We start from the raw sequence: 20,910 nt of genomic DNA on the forward strand, positions 1-20,910 counted from the left end.
CACCCCTGAGGGATGGCGGTTTTTTTACGCCTGCAATACGGATTACATGCGGTTCAGCCACTCCGGCGGCTCTTCCTCTTGCTCATCGGTAGCGGCACCCTCTTTCGACGGCAGCGCGAGGTCTTCACGCGACACACCGAACGCTAACAGCAGGTTTGCCGACACGTAGATGGAGGAATAAGTACCCACCACAACACCGATGATCAACGCCAGGGCGAAGTTGTTGATCGCCTCACCACCAAGCAGATACAGCGAGAACAACACCACGAGCGTGGTCCCGGATGTATTGATGGTCCGGCTGATGGTCTGGTGAATCGAGGTATTAATGATATGCCAGGAATCACCCACCCGCATCTTGCGGAAGTTCTCACGGATGCGGTCAGCCACAACGATGGTGTCGTTCAGCGAGTAACCGATGACAGCCAGCAGTGCTGCCAGAACGGTCAGGTCAAAGGTCCACTGGAACAGTGAGAAAACACCCAGCACGATGATGACATCGTGGGCCAGCGGCAGTACCGAGGCAATACCAAACTTGAACTGGAAGCGCATACCAACGTAGATCAGCACAACCGCCAGGGCGAGGAGCAGACCAAGACCACTGTCTTCCCGCAATTCCTCACCCACCTGAGAGCCGATGAACTCTGAGCTCACCAACTCAAGGCTTGCGCCATCAGCTTCTAGGGCCTTGGTGACCTCAACTGCAAGTTCATCATTGCCTGCCTCAGCCAACCGCACCAGCACAGTGGTGTCGGCACCGAAGTTTTGCACGACAAACTGATCGTACCCCGCGGCATCCAGAGTGTTCCGGATCTCTTCCAGTGCCGGAGCCTCAGCATATTCGATTTCAACCGACGTACCGCCGGTAAAATCCATGCCAAGATCAAGACCCCGAACCGCCAGGAGCACCACGGAGGCAACCAGCAACGCGATGGAGAAAACGGAAGCGATCTTCCGGAACCCCATGAAATCAAATGGTTTCTTCTCGTGCTCAGACATTTGCGAGCTTCCCTCCGATCGACAACTTCTCGATCTTGCGACCGCCATATACAAAATTCACGATGCTCCGACTAACCATGAGGCCAGAGAACATCGACGTCAGGATGCCCAGGCATAGGGTCACTGCGAAGCCTTTGACCGGGCCAGAGCCCATGGCAAACAGAATGACGGCGACCAGCAAGGTGGTGATATTGGCATCGAAAATGGAAACGAATGCCCGTGAGTAACCTGAATTAATGGCCGACTGCGGTGGCAGCCCCGCCTTCAGCTCTTCACGTATCCGCTCAAATATCAGGACGTTGGCGTCAACCGCCATACCGACCGTGAGTACGATACCGGCGATGCCTGGCAGCGTCAGCGTGGCCGACAGGATCGACATGCAGGCAATCAACAGCATCAGGTTAAGCGACAATGCCACGTTGGCGATGAGACCAAACCCGCGGTAGTAAACCAGCATGTACAGCAGAACCAGACCAAAACCAAGCGCCACCGACATTACACCTGCATCGATGTTCTTCTGCCCAAGGCTTGGCCCAATGGTGCGCTCCTGCACGAAGTACATGGGCGCAGCCAGGGCACCGGCACGCAGCAGCAGCGCCAGCTCCGCCGCTTCCGGAATGGAATCCAGACCGGTAATGCGGAAGCTGCTACCGAGCGCCGACTGAACTGTGGCCAGGCTGATAATGCCCTTCTCTACCACGCGCTTGTCGACCGACGTCAGCTCGCCATCAACCATGCGGCTCTCGGTTTCTGTGCGGAACTCAATAAAGAGTACCGCCATCCGGCGACCAATGGCGTTACGGGTGGCGCGATTCATCTGGTCACCGCCCACAGAATCCATGGTGATATTGACCTGAGGCTGACCGTTCTCATCGAACGCCTGCTGGGCATTGGCGACGTTGTTACCGGTGGTAATTATGTCACGCTCAAGGCGGGCCGAACGCTGGCGATTGTCACGAAAGCTGAATTCTTCGACTTCACCCGCCGAGGCATCCTGACGGGCCTCCATGCGGAATTCCAGATTCGCGGTTGCACCAAGTACCCGCTTGGCCTGGGCCGTATCCTGAACGCCAGGCAGTTCAACGATGATCCGGTCAGCGCCCTGACGCTGAACCAGCGGCTCGGCAACACCCAACTCGTTAACCCGGTTACGGATGGTGGTCAGGTTCTGTTCCAGGGCATACTCCTGAATCGAACGCACCTCTGCTTCTGACAGCGACAGCACGATCTGGCGATCACCATCAACAGTGCGCTCGTCCATCAAAAACTGATTGTACTGGTCTCGAATCAGGTCAAAGGCCTCGCTACGACCTTCTTCGTCGCGGAAACTCAGAACAATCTGGCGATCACCTTCCAAATCGCCCCCGCGATAGCGGATGCGCTCTTCACGCAGATCACCCTTGATCTGGCTCGACAAAGCCTCCAAGCGCTGGTTAACCGCCGTGACCATGTCCACTTCAAGCAGGAAGTGAACACCACCGCGCAAATCCAGACCAAGCTTCATCGGGCCAGCGCCAAGACTCTTCAACCAGTCAGGAGTGGACGCCGCCATGTTCAGGGCAACCAGGTAGTCGTTGCTCAGAGCGGACTGAACAATTGGACGAGCCTGCAGCTGGTCATCGCCACTAGTGAGGCGAATCAGGGCATCCCGATCCTGAAGCGTACTGCTTTTAACCTCGATCCCCTCGGATTCCAGCGCCTTTACAGCACGATCCAGAACGGTTGAGTTAACTTCGGTACTGCTGCGGGCGCCAGTAATCTGAATGGCGTGATCGTCGGGGAAAAGATTGGGCAAGGCGTAAATAAACCCGATCACAAGGGCGACCAGGATAACCAGGTTTTTCCAAAGCGGATACTTATTCAGCATGGGATCCCTTTTAGCCGGCCCATCGGGCCGGCCTTGGTGTTTCAGCCAGAAAGAATCAGTCCGTCCGGTGCCGGACTCCGGCTCAGATGTCCTTCAATGTGCCCTTCGGCAGTGCTGCCGCAACAGCCACTTTCTGCACCTTGATTTCAACATTGTCAGCAATTTCAACAACGATGAAGTCATCGGTGACCTTGGTGATCTTGCCGGCAACGCCACCAGAGGTAACAACCTCATCACCCTTGTTCAGGCCAGACATCAGGGCCTTGTGCTCTTTAGCGCGCTTGGACTGCGGACGCCAGATCAGGAAGTAGAAAATCAGGATAAAGCCGGCAAAAAAGATAACCTGACCCATCACACCCATACCTTGGGCAGCGGGATCCTGTGCCAGAGCCAGTGTGGGCATCATTGCCAGAAGGCCGGCTACGAGCAACTTAATAGATTTCATTGAATATCTCCGTTGGTTTTACAAAAGTGTTTTGCGAATAATCAGGCACTACCCATCGGCGGCACTGTCTCACCGCGCAGAGCATAGAAGTCGGTTACAAAGTCGGACAATGTACCTGCTTCAATGGCGCCACGCAATCCAGCCATCAGGTTCTGGTAGAACCTCAGGTTGTGGATCGTGTTGAGCTGTGAACCAAGCATTTCTCCACATTTATCGAGATGATACAGGTAACTCCTCGAAAAATTCTGACACGTGTAACAGTCACAACGCTCATCCAGCGGAGCGGTATCGTGACGGTGCCGTGCATTGCGGATTTTCACAATGCCGGTTGAGGTAAACAGGTAGCCATTGCGAGCATTCCGTGTTGGCATGACACAGTCGAACATGTCGACGCCGCGGCGAACCGCTTCGACGATGTCTTCGGGACGCCCGACCCCCATCAGGTAGCGCGGCTTGTCTTCCGGCATCTTGGGCGGCAGGTGGTCCAGAATGCGGATCATGTCCTCTTTGGGCTCACCCACGGACAGCCCGCCAATGGCATAGCCGTCGAAACCGATGTCGGTCAGACCTTCAAGCGAAACGTCCCGCAGGCCCTCGTACATGCCACCCTGAACAATCCCGAACAGCGCCGCTGGATTGCCTTCGTGCGCCTTTTTGCTGCGTTCTGCCCAACGGAGCGACAGCTCCATGGAGTCTTTGGCCTCCTGCTCGGTGGCCGGATACGGCGTGCATTCGTCAAAAATCATGACGATGTCGGAACCGAGGTCACGCTGTACCTGAATGGCGATTTCCGGATTCAGCTTTACCGGCGAGCCGTCGACCGGAGAGCGGAATGTAACGCCCTCTTCGGTGATCTTTCGCATCTCGCCCAGACTGAAAACCTGAAAGCCACCGGAGTCAGTCAGAATCGGGCCTTTCCACTGGGTAAAATCATGCAGATCGCCATGGGCCTTGATCACTTCAGTGCCCGGACGCAGCATCAAGTGGAAGGTATTGCCGAGAATAATTTCTGCCCCGATACCGTGAATATCACGGGGTAGCATCGCCTTCACGGTGCCATAGGTACCGACAGGCATGAACGCAGGGGTTTCGACAGTGCCCCGGGGAAAGCTCAGCCGTCCGCGACGAGCGCGACCGTCTTCCCCGAGTTTTTCGAATGACATAAAACAGGACTGACTCAAAGTGATTCCCCGTTGGTGTCAGAGCTTGAATCGTTTGTGGTGCCAGCTGGTCCGAGCAACGTCCCGCGACTCGGCTCCTGGCAAGTGATGAACATGGCATCGCCGTAACTGAAGAAGCGGTACCGTTCGGCCACCGCCTCTTCGTAGGCATCCATAACATTCTTGTAGCCCGCGAACGCACTGACCAACATGATCAGCGTGGATTCCGGCAAATGAAAATTGGTGATCAAGCATCGACCGTCTCGAATCGGTAACCCGGGCTGATAAAGATGTCGGTCTCACCCCGGAAGGCTTTCAATCGGCCTCCCCTGCTCGCAGATTCCAGTGAGCGAACGGAAGTGGTGCCTACAGCAATGACACGACCGCCGCGCTCGCGGGCACGCTCGACAGCGTCAACCGCCGTCTGTGGAACCTGCACTACTTCGCTGTGCATCACATGGTCTTCGATACGATCAACACGCACCGGCTGAAACGTACCAGCGCCCACATGCAGGGTAACGAAGGTGGTCTCAACGCCCAGGTCCTGAATCGTTTTCAGCAGGGCTTCATCGAAATGCAGGCCCGCAGTGGGTGCGGCAACGGCACCCGCTTCCCGGGCGTAAACGGTCTGGTAGCGCTCGCGATCCGTGCTCTCGTCCGGGCGATCAACATACGGCGGCAATGGCATATGGCCAATACGCTCCAGCACCTCAAGCACTGGCTCGGCAGACTCACAAACCAAGGTGAATAGCGCCTCATTCCGGCTCGCCATACACAGGTTGGTACCGTCCTCAAGAACGACCCTCTGGCCTTCTTTCAACGCCTTTGAGGCACGCACGTGCGCAATGATTTCATGCTCACCGGTCACCCGCTCGACCAGGATTTCCACCTGGCCACCGGTTTCCTTCTTACCGAACAGGCGCGCCGGGATTACCCGGGTATCGTTGAACACCAGCAGGTCACCGGGCTGCAGCAGATCAGGAAGATCTGCAAAGTGCCGATGAGCGGTTTTGCCAGACATCCCATCCAGACACAAAAGGCGGGAGGCCGTGCGCTCAGTAAGCGGATATCGGGCGATCAGCTCGTCCGGCAATTCAAAGTCAAAATCAGAGACGTTCATAAGAAAGGACTGTCAAGACGCAACTGCGGTTGTGAAAAAGAGAACGGAATTTACCACGGAATGGAACTCGCCTGAACAGCAGGAGCAATTATTATGATTTTGCGAGAGTGTCAGAACGGACCAGAACACCTGAAAAGGTGGTAGCGGCGGGCGGACTCGAACCGCCACGGGTTTTACCCCAACGGATTTTGAATCCGTCGTGTCTACCAATTTCACCACGCCGCCAGCAAGATGAGATGGGCGATTATACTGAGCTTGCCCATGAAATCAATAACTCATGCGGGCAGATCGGGCCCGCTCGAGTAATTATTTAAAGCCGGTCGAACAACGACAGCTGCGACACCTGTGCAAAGGACTGCTGTGCCGCCTGCAACACGAAGCTCTGGAAGCTCAAATTGCTGATGGCTTCTGCATAATCCACGTCCTGCAATTCTGAGCGGATTTGGTTGGTGTAAACCGATGAATCCTCCAAGAAGTTCTTGGTGGATTCTACGGCGTTCATCCGGCCGCCCAGCTCGGTCTGCTTGAGGAGGATACTTTCCTGAGCGTTGTCCAGGTTTCTGAGGGAATTCGCGATTAAATCGTCGAATTCAGCACTCCCTTGAGGCGTACTCTTATCAAGTGAATCCAGACCAGCAATCAAATTCTCAATAGTACGAAAAACTGACTGCTTATCATTGATGTTCAATTCGAAAGTGTCGCCCACAGCCGCGTCCGTAATGGTTACTTCAACACCTGCAACCACGAAAGGCTCACCGCTCTGGTAAGTGCTGGGAACAACACTTCCGGCTGGCAAAGTAGCCCCGGCCGTGTCTCTGGCAATTATAGCTCCGCCGGCACCGATCTCTATTGAAACATCGTCAGCGAAGGGGCCTGGATTTGTGTTCGAGAGGGCAGCCTCATTGGCAACGCTTACACCCGAAATAAAACCTCCACCAGGTGATGAAACCACTTCGCCAGTGACCGATGCGGGAACAGATTCAAAAATTCCTTTTCCATGGTCACTGATTGGCACTGTAACGCCATCATCAATCTCAAGTACTCGCTGCCCCTCGTCACCCTGGTACTCCCAGCTTCCAGAAGCGTTCTGTTGGAATGTTTGGACCGATCCTTGGAAACCACTAAAAATATACTCGCCAGAAGCATCGCGGGTATTTGCAACGTTGGCAAGCTGCCCCAACCGCTCTTTGAGTTCTGACGAGATTGAGCGTCGATCGTTAGCTGACAGAGACCCGTTACCAGCCTGCACCGTCAACTCACGCACCCGCTGGATGATATCGGTGGCGCTTTCTAAAGCGCTTTCTTCTTGATTGAGCCGGTTGTCAGCCAGATTGACATTGCGCTGATAGGTCTCTACCCGCGACAGCTCCTGGTCCAGCTTTAGAATACGCGCCGCTGCGACAGGATCATCAGAAGGCTGATTGACCCGTTTGCCAGTAGAAATCTGCTGCTGAGTACTATTCAGGTTGCTATTCAAATCCTGGAGGCGATTGATGCCACCGGAAAAAATTTGTTGCGATGAAATACGGATCATCTCAAATTACCTCACGCTGCCATTGCGACCGTTACCAGTTCCATTACCGGAAACTCTGTAACAGCGTATTGAACAAATCCTGAGCCACGGACATGACCTGCGCCGAGGCATTATAAGCGGCCTGATACTGAATCAGTTTGCCGGCTTCCTCATCCAGGTTTACGCCCGACACACTCTCACGCTGATTGGTGGACTGCTCCAAAAGTGTTTTGCCAGCATCCAGATCTAATTGGCTCTGGCGTGTTTTAACGCCAACATCCTCCACCAATCCGGCATAGCCTTCGGCGAAACTCTGGTTTCCGCCATTTAACGTATTTGCCGTGCCAAGCGCGGCCATGCGCTCTGCGTTACGATTATCCGAAACACCGTTGGAGTTGAAGCTTATTTCGAATCTATCCCCATTAACGGGCTGACCACTAATTCGGAACTGATAGCCTTGGTACTCATCCCCATCACTTACTGACTCACTGAATATTGAATTTGCAACGCCGTCAGTAAACGGCTTGTCCTCGATGATGGGAACGCTTCCGGCAACACTTGAAGGGTTGTTGACATCAAAAACACTGAAGGTCAAACCGCCCGTCCCATCATCCTGAAAGACAACCTCTAAAGGACCATTTGCTAGCGTTTGGCTTTCAGTAAATCCAGGCAACAAAGCATTGGTATTAGGATTGCGAACATTCAGCATAGTGCCTTGATCGATTTTTCCAGTACCCGCATTCCCAGAATCCGCCTCTGCACGAATGGGACTAGCGAATGCTAGATCCTCCTCTCGATCAACCTGCAGGCTTATACTCTCTGCCGCATTCCTGCTCGGCTGAACCAGGTATTTGTCACCTGGATTAAAAGCACCGCCCTCGATTCGGATATTGAAGCCGGGCATGGAAATCTCGGACTGGACCGGATCCGGCAGGCGCCCCTGATTGACGGTCTCCCCGGAGGCCTTATCGATCAACTCAAAATTTCGGCCATCACCGCTAAACTGAAGCGTGTAGCTACCAGCGGCAAGCGCGGAGCTGTCTGTAATTTCGACAGCTAATTGCCCCGTTTGCGGTTGCTGATTATTACCATTGGCGACGACGCGGCTGCGCTGAGCCTCCTGGGAGTTAATGTCGGTGAAGAATAGCCCGCCCAGATCGCCTTCCAGATCCATGCCGATTTCATGCTGATGATTCATCGTGTCCGAGAGCGCGATGGCAATCCGACCCAATTCATCAAAGGCTGGCTTGAGCGCTTCGTTGTCAAAACGACGAAGACCACCCAGCTTGCCGCCATTGATCTGCTCGTCGACATTGACGACCCGGCCACCATTGGAGAGCGTGAAGGACAATCGGGTCGGGTCTTCTGAGCTTTCTTGAGTGCCAAAGTGAGCAGCGTTGTTACCCACCACCAGGGACAAGCCATTGCTCAATGAGACATTAACTTGGCTACCTTCAGTCTGAGACACCTTGATGCTGACCAGCTCTGACAATTGCCGGAGATTCTCATCGCGCTTGTCCAGCAGCTCGTTCGGCATTTTCCCCTGAGCAAGTCCAGGCGACTCTGAAATTGCCAGGTTTAATTCAGCAATACTCTTCAGCAGTGTGTTGGCATCTTTGACACCCTGCTGTATCTGAGTCTTAACGGACTCCCGCTGCTGAATGAACTCCTGGTTCAGCGCCTGGAATCGATTCACAACCTGCTGCGCTTCACTTAACACCAACTGACGCTGAGGCAACGACGTCGGATCTTCCGCGGCATTCTGTAATGAGGCAAAGAAATTGTTCAGCGCATTGCTCAGACCCGTGGACTCCCCACCCAGGAGATTATCCAGCCGGGTCAATTCTGAGTTCAACGCTTCCTGCTCACCAGAAAGACTGCTGTCTTCCCGAACCTGCTGAACCAAGTACTCGTCCGCCAGCCGACGAATATTGGAAATGCTAACGCCACTGCCAATCGTCCCGGCACCCGTGCGCTGGCCGGTCTGGGTTTCGAACTGAACCTCCTGACGGCTATAGCCAGGCGTGTTCGCGTTGGTGATGTTGTTACCCGTGGTATTCAAAGCCGACTGATGACTCAGAATCCCGGTAAGGCCAATACCCAGCAGTCCTGCCATAACCGTTACTCCTTAGTCTCACTGTCCATGGACAGTGTCATCAGTGAATCACGGCCCATGATCCTGCGGATCTTTTCACCGTAATTGGGGTCGGTCGCGTAGCCCGCTTCCTGAAGCTTGTCGGCAAAGATCTCCGGCTGATCGGCTACGGACAGCACGTCTCGGTAGCGCGGATTCGATTCCAGGAACGACACGTAATCACGGAAACTGGATTCGTAGTCGGGATAGGCCCGGAACTGCGCCTGCTCTTTCAAAGGCAAACCCTCACGGTATTCCGTGGTGGTGATGGTTACCGCTTCGCCCTGCCACCGACTGTCGGCCTTGATACCGAACAGATTGAAACTTGGCTGATTACCATCGCCCTTGATCATGTGCCGACCCCAGCCAGTTTCCAGGGCCGCCTGGGCCACCATCAGCTTGGGGTCGATTCCCGAATCGCCGGCAATCCGTTCCGCCACCGGTAACAGTTCCCGAACAAAGTGGTTTGGAGAATCGAACTTTTCGGGCAGTGCTTTGGGTGCCGAAGGTTTCAGCGACTGTGCTGTCGACTCTGTCTGCTTTGCCACTGCGGTAACCTGGTCCAGCTGTTCCGGCAATTTCGCCGACAATGCTGGCAGGCTGCGTTCGTAATCTGCGAGGCTAGCCTTGTGAGCCGCTAATTTGCTGCCATTGCTGGCCAGCCCGGGAGTCTGCTCACCCAGCTGACGAACCAGAGCCTCGGCAAGTCCCGTGCCCTGCCCCTTGGCCATGGTCAGGCTCAACTGGCTGTCGAACATGTCCCGGTAGAATTCAGACTGGCTGCTGTTCAAGTAGTTGCCTTCCGCGAACACATCGCCGGCCTTGCGCATGGATTTCAGCATTTCCGACAGGAACAGGCTCTCAAACTGACGCGCCACCTCTTCCAGGGCCGCCTGCTTGTCAGTGCGAGCCTGGGATTTCAGCGCATTCAGCCCGTTGAAATCGGTGTAAACCTGAGCCTGTTGAACCTGATAATCCTGCATCACGACACCTAGATCACAATCAGCTCGGCGCGCAGGGCACCGGCCTGTTTGAGGGCTTCAAGCACCGCCATGACATCCCCGGGTGCCGCACCTACCTGGTTCACTGCCTGAACAATGTCGTTCAGGGTGACTGCCGGCCCAAACTTGAACATCCGGGCAGGCTCTTCGGTAATGGCAATTTGGGAATCCTGTTCCAAAGCCGTCTCGCCCTGGGCCAGCGGATTGGGCTGAACCACGTTGGGATTTTCCTGAATGGTGACAGTCAGGTTGCCATGGGTCACCGCCGCAGGGCTGACCTGAACATTCTGGCCAACCACAATGGTGCCCGTGCGACTATTGATCACCACCTTGGCAGCATCCTGAGCCGGATCGACATTGATGTTTTCGAGGATCGACAAGAAACTGACCCGCTGGGATGGATCCCGGGGCGCCCGTACCGAAATGGAGGTGGCATCGTGGGCGTACGCCATATCCGGGCCCAAATGACCATTCACGGCTTCCACCACGCGGCGAGCCGTGGTGAAATCCGGACGCAACAGATGGAAGGTGATGGTGTCGCCCTTGGTGAACGGCGACGCCACTTCCCTCTCAATGGTTGCGCCATTGGGAATCCGGCCCACACTGGGCACATTGACGGTGATGCGGGAACCATCCTGACCCTGGGCACCGAAACCGCCAACTACCATGCTGCCCTGGGCCATGGCGTAAATATTGTTATCAGCGCCTTTTAGCGGCGTCATCAGCAGCGTGCCGCCGCGAAGGCTGTCGGCATTGCCAATGGAGGACACAGTGATATCAATTTCCTGGCCGGTTTTGGCAAAGGGCGGCAGCGTCGCGCTCACGGTCACGGCCGCCACATTGGCCAAGTTTGGGTTCACGCCCTCGGGCAGGGTCACACCAAACTGGTTCATCATGTTTCGAAAGGTCTGATTGGTGAACGGGGCCTTGTCACCGGTGCCATCGAGACCAACCACCAGGCCATACCCCACCAGCTGGTTGTTTCGTACACCCTTGATCCGCGCCAGATCCTTGAGACGATCCGCCATCACCGGTGCAGCACAAACCACCAGCATCAACGCTCCGGTCAGAAGCTTTTTCAGGCTCATAACGGCCACCACTCACTGTTAAAGAAGCGCGCAACCCAGCCCATCTGGTTGGCCTGGTCGAAATCGCCGGTACCACCGTACGCAATACGGGCGTCGGCAATGCGGTTGGAGGCAACGGTATTGTCAGGCTGAATATCCTGCGGCCGCACCAGGCCCGTCAGGCGGATGTACTCGTCGCCATTGGTCAGCGACAACCACTTCTCGCCCCGGATACGTAACACGCCGTTTGGCAGCACTTCGGTCACTGTAACCGTGATGTTGCCGGCCAGACTGTTGCTCTGATCCGCCTCGGCGGAACCTTCGAAATCCCGTTCCTGATTCAGTGCGGTGTTGATCCCGAAGTTGCTTTTCCCAAGAATCGTAGGCTCAGGCAGGCTGATTTCGTTGTCTTTGGTGATGCTGGTTTCGGCGTTCTTGCTCGCCCGTGTAGATTCTGCAAGCGTAATGGTCAACACATCCCCCACGTTCAGCGCGGTGGTGTCGCCATAGAAGTTGTAGTTGCGGGAACTCTGAAAGATCGCCCCGGAATTCGGGTCTTTCTGCATCATCGCCTGCGCCCGCACTGGCGCATATTGGGGATCGTCCGGAACCGCCCTGGGACGGCTCATCGCGGTGCACCCCTGGAGCACGATCAAAGCACCGACCAGCGCCAAGGTAGGCACTCGATCAAGCAGGTTGGTTCGAAGGACGTGTGTCATAACTTAACCAATATTGTTGGTGATGAACTGAAGCATCTGGTCGGTGGTGGACACGACCTTGGAGTTCATTTCATAGGCGCGCTGGGTTGTGATCATATTGACCAGCTCCTCAACCACCTCAACGTTGGATGCTTCCACAGAGCCTTGCTCAATGGTGCCAAGGCCGGCCAGCCCGGGCTCGCCTTCGGTCGGGTCGCCGCTGGCGTTAGTGGCCTTGAACAGGTTGTTACCAATGGCCTGCAGCCTTGCGGGTTGATGAAATCAACCAGCGTGACCTGCCCCAGATTTACCGGAGCAGCCTGATCATCGGTGATCGCGGTAACGGTGCCATCCTTGCCGATGGTGACGGTCGTCGCGTTCTCCGGCACGGTGATCGCAGGCTCCAGAGCGTAACCATCCGGATTCACCACATCACCGTTGGCGTTGAGCTGGAACTGACCATCGCGGGTGTACGCCACCTGGCCATCCGGCAGCTGCACCTGGAAAAAACCACGCCCGTTGACGGCCATGTCCAGTGGTTGCTCGGTAATCTGAAGATTGCCCTGGGAGAACTGCTTGGCCGTACCAACCACTCGAACACCGGTACCCAGCTGAAGGCCCGAAGGCAGTTCCGAGTTCTGGGTGCTCAATCCGCCCGGCTGACGGTCGATCTGGTACAGAAGATCCTGGAACACGGCACGGTCTCGCTTGAAGCCGGTAGTGTTCACGTTGGCCAGGTTGTTGGAAATAGTGGACATGTTGGTGTCCTGCGCGCTCAACCCGGTTTTGCTGACCCAAAGTGCTGGATGCATGTTCTTTCTCCTTGCCGGGGGACTGTCGAAGCGGCCATGTTTTGCCGCTTTCAGCCCACCAGGCCATGGTCTTCAATGGTTATCAGAGGTTCTGCAACAGCCGTGCCGCCGCTTCGGAATTTTCTTTAGCCGTGCTCATCACCTTCACCTGCATCTCGTACTGACGTGACAGCTGAAGGTTAGAAATCATTTCCTGCACGGCATTGACGTTGGAGCTTTCCAGAAACCGGTGGCCACTCGCAAGTTAGCGTCCGGCGGCTCAGCGCCGTCGATGGCCTGGTCCGGCTGGCGCCGCATAAAACCATCCGGGCCTTTCTCCAGTGCGTCCAGCGGTGGATTCACCAGCTTGAGCCGGTCCACTTCAACCAGCTCATCCGGAGCGCCACCAACGGGCACAATCGAAACCGTGCCGTCAGCACCAATCTGAACGTTTTCAAAAGGGGGAAGCGCAACCGGGCCGCCGTTGCCGAGCACCAGCTCGCCATCGGCCAGCCGCATCAGGCCGTTCACATCCACTTGCATGCTTCCGGTACGGGTGAAGACTTCTTCGCCGACGTTGTTCTGGATCGCCAGCCAGCCTTCGCCTTCCAGGGCGATGTCGAGTTTCCGGCCAGTTTCAATGAGCGCCCCGGCCGACATGTCGGTGCCCGGTCGCTCGGTCATGGCGTAAGCACGAGTTGGATGATGCTCGCCGTAGACCGGCATACTGCGGGCCTGAGCGAAATCCTTCTTGAACCCTGTAGTACTGACGTTAGCCAGGTTGTTGGCGTGGGCACGCTGGCCCAGCATATTTTGCTTGGCGCCAGACATACCGAGATAGAGGGCTTTGTCCATGGGAAAACTCCTGCCGGAATTTTGACTGTTTCCAGTCTTCCTGCAGGAGTTGTGCCATGTTTATCGCTTAAGGGTTAAGCAGAAGTTTAGCGGAGGTTGATGATGGTCTGTGTGACCGCATCAGAGGTCTCAATAGTCTTGGCGTTAGCCTGGTAATTGCGCTGAGCAATGATCAGGTTCACCAGCTCGGCCGACAAGTCGACGTTGGATTCCTCAACGGAACTGGCCTGGATAGAACCGAGGGTGCCAGTGTCCGGAGCACCGAAGATCGGCTGGCCGGACTCAAAGGTCTCTACCCAGGAGGTATCCCCCACCGGCGACAGACCGTTGGTGTTATTGAAGGACGCCAGAGCCACCTGACCCAACGACTGGGATTGGCCATTGGTGTAGCGGGCAAAGATCACCCGGTGTTAGACACGTCTAGCCCCGAAAGTCGACCGGTGGTGTAACCGTTCTGCTGCTGATCATTAACTCCGAAGGATGCTCCGTACTGGGTGGTTCCACCCAAGTTAATAACAAATGCCGAACTCGTCGGAGGCTCAGGAATAGGTGTCACCACATTGGCCGGATTCTGAGGTGGGCCGTCAGCACCATTGGGAATTCCATTAGTATCTTTTGGCACCCAATCGGTAATGAGGATCTCGCCACTGTTAGAAATGCTGCCAACCGGGTCTCGAACTGATTCTAGCTCGCCACTTGCATTAAACGTCGCAACGAAGGGATTCTGGTTTGTCCCACCTACCGTTTCACCATCAATCTGTGCGTAGATAGACCACTGACTGCTCCCAACCCCCTCGCCGGGAGAGGGATCTTTGACGTAAAACTGAGTCAGTTCATGAGAGTTGCCCAAGCTATCATAGATAGTTGTAGATGTTGCGTGATTGTAAGTCCGCTGGTCGAGTGGATTAAATTGATTGGTTACAACTGGATCGGCTGTCCCCGCATTAAACCTTGCCACCAAATTTGACGTTGCAGCAGGGGACGAGGGAGACGAGGGAGCCGATAAACCTTCGACACTATCATCGGCAGATAAAGTCGTTAAAAATCCCACTTGCTCACCACCCCCACTTATAGATGCGTTAGGTGATACATCTGTGTCCGTACCAGAGTAGGAGGTGTTCAATGTAAAACCGCTATTTTGCCGAATAAGCAAGTCTCCACCGTCCTCTGACGCGCTGATGCCACTCACTCCGGGAAGAGACGTAATAAATTCTGCGAATTCGGCCAGCGTTGGGACGCTCCCATTAAAGCTAGAACTATCGATTGTTGCAGATCCAGCTTCTCCATTTTCACCAACATCAATCTGAAAGCTGAAATCTGGCTCATCAAGAATTGACTGAAGATCCGCGCCACTGATGGTCTGCTCGGTCAAAGCGGAGGCGCTAAACCCATCAATACCATTGAAAAAATCAGCTACATCATTGGCACCAATTTCTGCAGAAAGGCCTGTCGGAGAGCTATTATCAATAGGCACCTGCCCCTCAAAATTTGATCCATCACGGTAAGTCACAGAAAAAGACGCGCCCAAAATTCCATTCGTCTGCGCCTCATCAGGTGCAGCAGCGCCCGGCCGGCCGATCAAGAACGCATTCCGATTTTCCAGAACAGACTCGCGTGAATCGAGGTTTACGTCCGTCTCCAAAAGCGTGGTTCTTCTGGGCGCCAAATTATCGGAATCTATTTGCAAATCGCCACGAATACCCGAAAGATTTCCGTCGTCGTCCGCCGTAAATCCCTGAACTCGCATACCCTGGTTGTTCGTAACAAATCCATCTTTGTCGATCCCGAACTGACCAGCGCGGGAATAACGTGTCTCGCCACCATTGTTCAGAATGAAGAAGCCATCACCGCTGATCGCCATGTCCAGGCCGCTATCGGTAAAGCTGACATTGCCCTGGCTGAAAGACTGCTTAACATCCTGGACACGGACGCCGTCGCCCACCGGGCTATTGCCGGCGCCGAGAAAACCACTGGCATAAAGGTCGCCAAACTGCGCCTTGCTGCCTTTAAAACCGACGGTACTGGCGTTGGCAATGTTGTTGCCGGTAACGTCCAGATCCACCGATGCTGCCCGGAGGCCACTGAGCCCTGTATTAAATGCCATGATTCACCCCTTGGTCTGACACCGGTATTAGTTAATTTGTTTGACGTCGGACAGGGCGATCGAGCCCATACCCGCGAGGTTCAATGTCACTGAGCCGCCCTGGCCCAGGGAAACGCTATCGACGTTGGCGCTAACCATGGTCGACAGTTGCTGCTGGCCTTCCGGGTAAGAAGCTTCAGCTACAATCTGATAAGGTCCTGGCGGCAATTGGTTGCCGTTGCCGTCCTGACCATCCCAGCTGAAGGACTTCACACCCGCCGGACTGCTGCCCAGATCAATCTGACGCACCAGTTCACCCTGCTGATTCTGAACTGACAGCCGCAGGCCGCCCGTGGATGCTGGCACCTCAATGGTCCCATCAACCACGCCCTCGGCGCCCAGCACCCCGATCTGAGACGGTGCCAACACGCTCTTGCCAACCATGGCCGAGGCCTGCAACGCCTGGGTTGAGCGGAACTGGCCAACGACATCATCGACATTGCCGGACAGCTTCTGCATCTCTTCCAGTGAACTGAACTGGGCCAACTGGGAGATAAACTCGCCGTTGTCCTGGGGCTCTAGCGGGTTCTGGTTTTTCAGCTGGGCCAGCATCAATTCCATGAACTCGTTTCTGCCGAGCTCACTGTTTCCCTCGGCGCCGCTCTGCTGCTTGAGCTGGTATTGGCTCAGAACATCGGAAGCGTCTGTTGCGTTAATTGCGCTCATTGCGTGCTCCTCAGCAGATTACTGCTGACCCAGCGTCAGAATACGCTGCATCATGGATTTGGCGGTGTTCATGATATCCACGTTCATTTGGTAACTGCGCGAGGAGGACATCATGTCGGCCATCTCTTCCACCACGTTAACGTTCGGGTAGAACACATAGCCCTCTTCGTTGGCCGCAGGGTGCTGTGGCTCATATCGCATCTGCAGATCGGCCTGGCTCTCAACCACGCCCTCCACACGAACACCAGCGCCAGGACCCTGCTGCCCTCCCATTCCAAGGCTCTGCTGATCCGGGTTAAGCATGGACTGCTGTATGGCGGCAAAAACCGGCTTGCGTGCCCGGTAGGTTTCTTCAGTGCTGGAACTGGCGGTTTCAGCATTGGCAATGTTGGAAGCCGTGGTGTTCAGCCGCAGTGACTGAGCGGTCATGCCGGACCCAGCGATGTCAAAAATATTGCCTAATGACATGTTGTCTCTCCTTCGCTAAACGCGTCGCTGCGGCTTACTCGCCCTTGATGGCTTTGGTCAGCCCGGAAAACTTGCTGCTCAGAAACTGGAAGCTGGCCTGGTAGTCCATGGCGTTGCGCATGAACCGGGTCTGCTCCTGCTGGGCATCGACAGTGTTGCCGTCCAGTGATGGCTGGTGCGGGGTGCGGTAAAGCAAATCACCGCTGGCAGAGTCTGTGGACGTGTCCATGTGGCCATCGTCCGTCTTGGCCATTTCAAATCCGGAAACGCTCTGCTGAGCCTTCTGCATCATCGCCTGGAAATCGACGTCCCGCGCCTTGTAGCCCGGAGTGTCAGCATTGGCGAGGTTATTCGCCAACACTTCCGCCCGCTTTACCCGGGCTTCCAGCGCCTGAGCGTGAACTCCCAGAGCGTTATCAAATGAAATTGCCATACTGCCTCCCAAATTCTGCACTCGTCTGCCGGCCAATCTTGCCGGTTGTGCTCTTTGACAGGGTTAAAGCAAAGCAGATGCCAGAATTGGAAAAGCTAGCCAGGGAGCGGCGAAACGAGGAGTTGAGGCAAGGAAGGCACTGAAAAGACGGGGCAAAACCAAGGATCACATCGGGAAAGCGGCAAACTGTTTCCCCCGACCGGCGGGCCGGGGGATGCGGCCGGCATCAGACGCCTGGTTCAGCCGTTCCAGTGCTGGACAAAATCGGAGGTTTCCGGCCTCGGCACCGGGGGCTTTTCCGACGACACCGTACCCGTGTAGAGAAAGCCGACAATTGATTCGGTCTCATTGAGACCCAGCCCCTGGTGTACTTGTGTGTGATAGGCCGGACTCCCGGTGCGCCACATCACACCAAATCCGGCTTCCTGCAAGGCCAACTCCAGAAAACTCATGCCGGCTGCTGCAGACATAATCTGCTCAACCTCCGGGACTTTGGGATGCGGCGTCGGAGACGCAATTCCTACGATAACCATCGGCGCCCTCAGCGGTGCCCTGCGCAGTTTTTCAATTGCCTGCTCGTCACTGTTATTGGCACAGGTAGAAGCAAACAGGTCGCCCAGGGCTTTCAGACCCTCGCCTTCGATGACCAGGTAGCGCCAGGGGCGCAGGAGCGCATGATCAGGCGCTCGCGCAGCACAGGCAAAGGCGCGCTCGAGGGTTTTAGAATCGGGTGCTGGTGCCTCCAGCCTTGGCTCGGAAGCCCGGTTGAGCAGGAATTCGCTGACTGCGGTCATATCGTCTCGCTATCGAATAATGGTTTCAGGAATCTTGGCCATAGTTAGGGACTCAGGTGAATTGTGGGTTACACCTAATACTGCTAACCTTTAGTCGTAGTCCGGCCTACCTAAAAATTAAAAACAACTTAGTAGCAGCACCATGAGTGAGCAACAAACGTTTAACAACTTTTCCGAATTCTATCCCTACTACCTCGAAGAACACAGCGACGTTATGTGTCGTCGACTTCACTTCGTGGGCAGTCTGCTGGTTCTGATTGTCACAGCTTGGGCGCTAATGTCCGGGAAGCTGGCGTGGCTCCTACTGGTGCCGGTCATTGGCTACGGCTTCGCCTGGGTTGGCCATTTCAAATTCGAGAAGAACCGACCCGCTACGTTTAAACACCCGCTATACAGCCTTGCGGGCGATTGGGTCATGTTCAGAGATATGCTCATTGGCCGGATTCGCTTCTAGCATGGTTAGCGTTCCGCCGGAGCTGCGCAGCCCCAGCAGCGCACTGACCATGGATCATCACAATCATCCTGTAGTGATCCCCCCGATGCCGGACTATAACGGCCGGATTCTTGCCTATACCGCGACTGCCGTCATTATCGTTACCGGCGCGCTCCAGGGAGCCTTCGAGCAATGGTTGTTGTGGCTGGTGGCCGGTGCCCTGACCTGGCCCCACATAGCTCACGCACTGACCCGCCGCACCTTCCTCCAGCACTCGCCCCGTATCCGTCATAAGATGCTAATTTTTGATTGCATGGTTGGCGGCGCCTTTATTGGCTGTATCGGTTGGTGGCCATACCATCGGTGTCTGTGGTGCTGATGTTGATGTTCAGTTGCCTTATTGTTGGCGGCATACGGCAATGGTTTCTGGGCAGCATCTTTATGGCCGCGGCCATTGCGGCCTCCGTCGCCATTGTAGGGCCTTCCGAGTCGCTGGAATCACCACTGCTGACCAGCATTCTCGCAATTTGCGCCACCGGTCTTTATATCTGCCTCACTGCCTACTACTCGCACCAGCAGGCCCAGGCACTGATGCTGGCCAAAACCCAAATCCAGAATCAGCGCGAACAATCCATCGCCCTCTCCCACAAGCTGTCCAAGTACCTGTCACCCCAGGTCTGGCAGTCGATCTTCACCGGTGAGCGCGACGTTCGCCTCGAAACCCAGCGCAAGAAACTGGCCGTGTTCTTTTCCGATATCAAGGGCTTTACCGAGCTGTCGGAAGAAATGGAACCGGAGGCGCTGACAGAACTCCTGAACCACTACTTCAACGAAATGTCAGAAGTGGCGCTAAAGTACGGCGGCACCATCGACAAGTTCGTTGGCGATTCCATTATGGTGTTCTTTGGCGACCCCACCAGCCGTGGCCAACGAGAGGACGCCTTTGCCTGCGTTTCCATGGCGGTTGAGATGCGCAAGCACATGAAGATCATGCGCCAGAAATGGCGCAGTCAGGGCATCAAGACGCCCTTGCAGATCCGGATGGGGATTAGCACCGGGTATACCACCGTGGGTAACTTCGGTGCCGAAAACCGGATGGACTACACCATCATCGGTAAGGAAGTAAATCTGGCGAGCCGGCTGGAATCACTTGCCGACCCCGGTGAGATCCTGATTTCGTATGAAACCTTCTCGCTCATCAAAGACAAGATCATGTGCCGGGATAAAGGCGAAATTACGGTAAAGGGCTTCGGCAAACCCGTGCCCATTTACGAAGTGGTCGATTTCCGCAGGGACATGGGCCCCCACCGCAGCTTTCTCGAACATGAGCACAGTGGTTTTGCCATGTACCTGGATTCCGACAAAGTGACCGAGAGAGAACGGGAGGCCATCCTGGCTGCCCTGGAGGATGCCGCAGACCGGCTGCGCCAGGAAGAAGGCGCGTCCTGAGCTAAATGAGCCGCCGTCCGCTCCCCTCTTTCCCTTTGATCTGCCGCTACTGACGAACCAGCCTGCCAGAGCTGTCCTGAGTAGGTTCAGTAGCGCGCCAAGGATTGATATCCAATCCGCCTCTTCGCGTATAGCGGGCACATACCATGAGCTTTTCCGGCTGGCACTGTGCCATTAAATCCGTAAACACCGTTTCCACACAGTGCTCGTGGAAATCCTGTTTTTGCCGGAAACTGACGACGTATTTAAGCAAACCCGCCCGATCAAGCTTGGGCCCGGTATAGCTCACCATGAGTGTGGCCCAGTCTGGCTGCCCCGTCACCGGACAATTGCTCTTCAGGAGGTGCGAGCACAGCTTCTCGGTGACCACTTCACCGCTGGCACTCAGCGACTCCGGGGAATACTCGTAAACCACATCGCTGACCGGCTCATCGTCAATAAGCTCGTAACCCTGGGGCCGGCCAAAGGCATCACCCGGCTCATCCACGCTCTTCATATCAACCTGAACAGCGGCACCGCAGGCGCTGGAGAGGTCATCAGTGATGGTTTTGGCAACCTGCTCAGGCGATGAAAACGCGCTCTGGTTGAACGAATTCAGGTACAGCTTAAGGGACTTGGACTCAATGATGGACGGCGATGCGGCCGGAAATCGGATTTCCGCCCAGGCCACAGCCGGCACACCACTCAAACGAAGCCAGGACACCTCCCAGGCCTGCCAGAGATCTTCTCCAAACCAGGGCCAGCGGCCATCGTTTAGCCCAATCCGGCGACGGTTTTCATCCCGGGCAACCGGGAACAGCAAAGATGGATCATACCGGTCCGGGTATTCGCTGGCTTTCCCCAGCGGTGCGTTGTGAAGCGCCATAAAAGTTCCTGA

The 20,910-nt window shown here is 55.5% G+C and carries 15 protein-coding genes, 1 tRNA gene and 5 pseudogenes; 2 read left to right on the top strand and 19 right to left on the bottom strand.

The window, feature by feature from the left end; translation table 11 throughout:
- Positions 1–42: 42 nt before the first annotated feature.
- The 18 genes and pseudogenes from secF to AU14_RS03045 form a co-directional block, all read right to left on the bottom strand.
- The gene (gene secF, locus AU14_RS02960) at positions 43–996 is read right to left on the bottom strand and encodes a protein translocase subunit SecF (RefSeq protein WP_041338796.1); all 954 of its coding nucleotides are present in this window, start codon (positions 994–996) and stop codon (positions 43–45) included.
- Positions 989–2,863, bottom strand: coding sequence for a protein translocase subunit SecD (gene secD / locus AU14_RS02965; RefSeq protein ID WP_041338797.1), 1,875 nt, complete (start codon positions 2,861–2,863; stop codon positions 989–991). The genes secF and secD overlap by 8 nt, the downstream gene beginning before the upstream one ends.
- Before the next feature lie 82 nt (positions 2,864–2,945).
- Entirely contained in the window at positions 2,946–3,308 is a 363-nt protein-coding gene (gene yajC / locus AU14_RS02970) for a preprotein translocase subunit YajC (RefSeq protein WP_041338799.1), read from the bottom strand.
- Between the two features lie 41 nt (positions 3,309–3,349).
- Entirely contained in the window at positions 3,350–4,471 is a 1,122-nt protein-coding gene (gene tgt, locus AU14_RS02975) for a tRNA guanosine(34) transglycosylase Tgt (RefSeq protein WP_041338801.1), read from the bottom strand.
- Between the two features lie 14 nt (positions 4,472–4,485).
- Positions 4,486–5,588 (bottom strand): annotated as a pseudogene (gene queA / locus AU14_RS02980) (tRNA preQ1(34) S-adenosylmethionine ribosyltransferase-isomerase QueA).
- A gap of 138 nt (positions 5,589–5,726) precedes the next feature.
- A tRNA-Leu gene (locus AU14_RS02985) sits at positions 5,727–5,813 on the bottom strand.
- A gap of 85 nt (positions 5,814–5,898) precedes the next feature.
- On the bottom strand, positions 5,899–7,122 hold the full coding sequence (flgL, locus tag AU14_RS02990) for a flagellar hook-associated protein FlgL (RefSeq protein ID WP_041338802.1): 1,224 nt from the start codon (positions 7,120–7,122) through the stop codon (positions 5,899–5,901).
- Positions 7,123–7,165: 43 nt separating this feature from the next.
- Positions 7,166–9,217, bottom strand: a complete 2,052-nt coding sequence (flgK, locus tag AU14_RS02995) for a flagellar hook-associated protein FlgK (protein WP_041338805.1) — start codon at positions 9,215–9,217, stop codon at positions 7,166–7,168.
- Between the two features lie 5 nt (positions 9,218–9,222).
- Positions 9,223–10,218 (bottom strand): flagellar assembly peptidoglycan hydrolase FlgJ, encoded by a 996-nt coding sequence (gene flgJ, locus AU14_RS03000; RefSeq protein ID WP_041338807.1) that lies wholly within the window; start codon positions 10,216–10,218, stop codon positions 9,223–9,225.
- Between the two features lie 8 nt (positions 10,219–10,226).
- A complete protein-coding gene (locus AU14_RS03005) occupies positions 10,227–11,324 on the bottom strand; it encodes a flagellar basal body P-ring protein FlgI (RefSeq protein ID WP_041338810.1) in 1,098 nt (365 codons plus the stop codon).
- Positions 11,321–12,022 (bottom strand): flagellar basal body L-ring protein FlgH, encoded by a 702-nt coding sequence (gene flgH, locus AU14_RS03010; RefSeq protein WP_052471948.1) that lies wholly within the window; start codon positions 12,020–12,022, stop codon positions 11,321–11,323. Before flgH ends, AU14_RS03005 begins: the two co-directional genes overlap by 4 nt.
- A gap of 3 nt (positions 12,023–12,025) precedes the next feature.
- Positions 12,026–12,813, bottom strand: a pseudogene (gene flgG, locus AU14_RS03015) (flagellar basal-body rod protein FlgG).
- Between the two features lie 82 nt (positions 12,814–12,895).
- Positions 12,896–13,647 (bottom strand): annotated as a pseudogene (locus AU14_RS03020) (flagellar basal body rod protein FlgF).
- 86 nt (positions 13,648–13,733) lie between these two features.
- A pseudogene (locus AU14_RS03025) lies at positions 13,734–15,751 on the bottom strand (flagellar hook protein FlgE).
- Positions 15,752–15,778: 27 nt separating this feature from the next.
- The gene (locus tag AU14_RS03030; protein ID WP_041338813.1) at positions 15,779–16,456 is read right to left on the bottom strand and encodes a flagellar hook assembly protein FlgD; all 678 of its coding nucleotides are present in this window, start codon (positions 16,454–16,456) and stop codon (positions 15,779–15,781) included.
- An 18-nt stretch (positions 16,457–16,474) separates the two neighbouring features.
- On the bottom strand, positions 16,475–16,924 hold the full coding sequence (gene flgC / locus AU14_RS03035; protein ID WP_041338816.1) for a flagellar basal body rod protein FlgC: 450 nt from the start codon (positions 16,922–16,924) through the stop codon (positions 16,475–16,477).
- A 34-nt stretch (positions 16,925–16,958) separates the two neighbouring features.
- On the bottom strand, positions 16,959–17,357 hold the full coding sequence (gene flgB, locus AU14_RS03040; protein WP_041338818.1) for a flagellar basal body rod protein FlgB: 399 nt from the start codon (positions 17,355–17,357) through the stop codon (positions 16,959–16,961).
- Between the two features lie 239 nt (positions 17,358–17,596).
- Positions 17,597–18,151: a nitroreductase family protein gene (locus tag AU14_RS03045; protein ID WP_041338820.1), complete on the bottom strand. Its 555-nt coding sequence runs from the start codon at positions 18,149–18,151 to the stop codon at positions 17,597–17,599.
- Between the two features lie 142 nt (positions 18,152–18,293).
- On the opposite strand from AU14_RS03045, the gene AU14_RS03050 reads away from it, so the two are divergent.
- Positions 18,294–18,605 (top strand): DUF962 domain-containing protein, encoded by a 312-nt coding sequence (locus AU14_RS03050; protein WP_041338822.1) that lies wholly within the window; start codon positions 18,294–18,296, stop codon positions 18,603–18,605.
- A 1-nt stretch (position 18,606) separates the two neighbouring features.
- Positions 18,607–20,033, top strand: a pseudogene (locus tag AU14_RS03055) (adenylate/guanylate cyclase domain-containing protein).
- A gap of 46 nt (positions 20,034–20,079) precedes the next feature.
- On the opposite strand, the gene queF reads toward AU14_RS03055, so the two are convergent.
- Positions 20,080–20,898 (bottom strand): NADPH-dependent 7-cyano-7-deazaguanine reductase QueF, encoded by an 819-nt coding sequence (queF, locus tag AU14_RS03060; protein ID WP_041338825.1) that lies wholly within the window; start codon positions 20,896–20,898, stop codon positions 20,080–20,082.
- Positions 20,899–20,910 lie beyond the last annotated feature (12 nt).

It is taken from the genome of Marinobacter similis, from assembly GCF_000830985.1.
GTDB lineage: Bacteria > Pseudomonadota > Gammaproteobacteria > Pseudomonadales > Oleiphilaceae > Marinobacter > Marinobacter similis.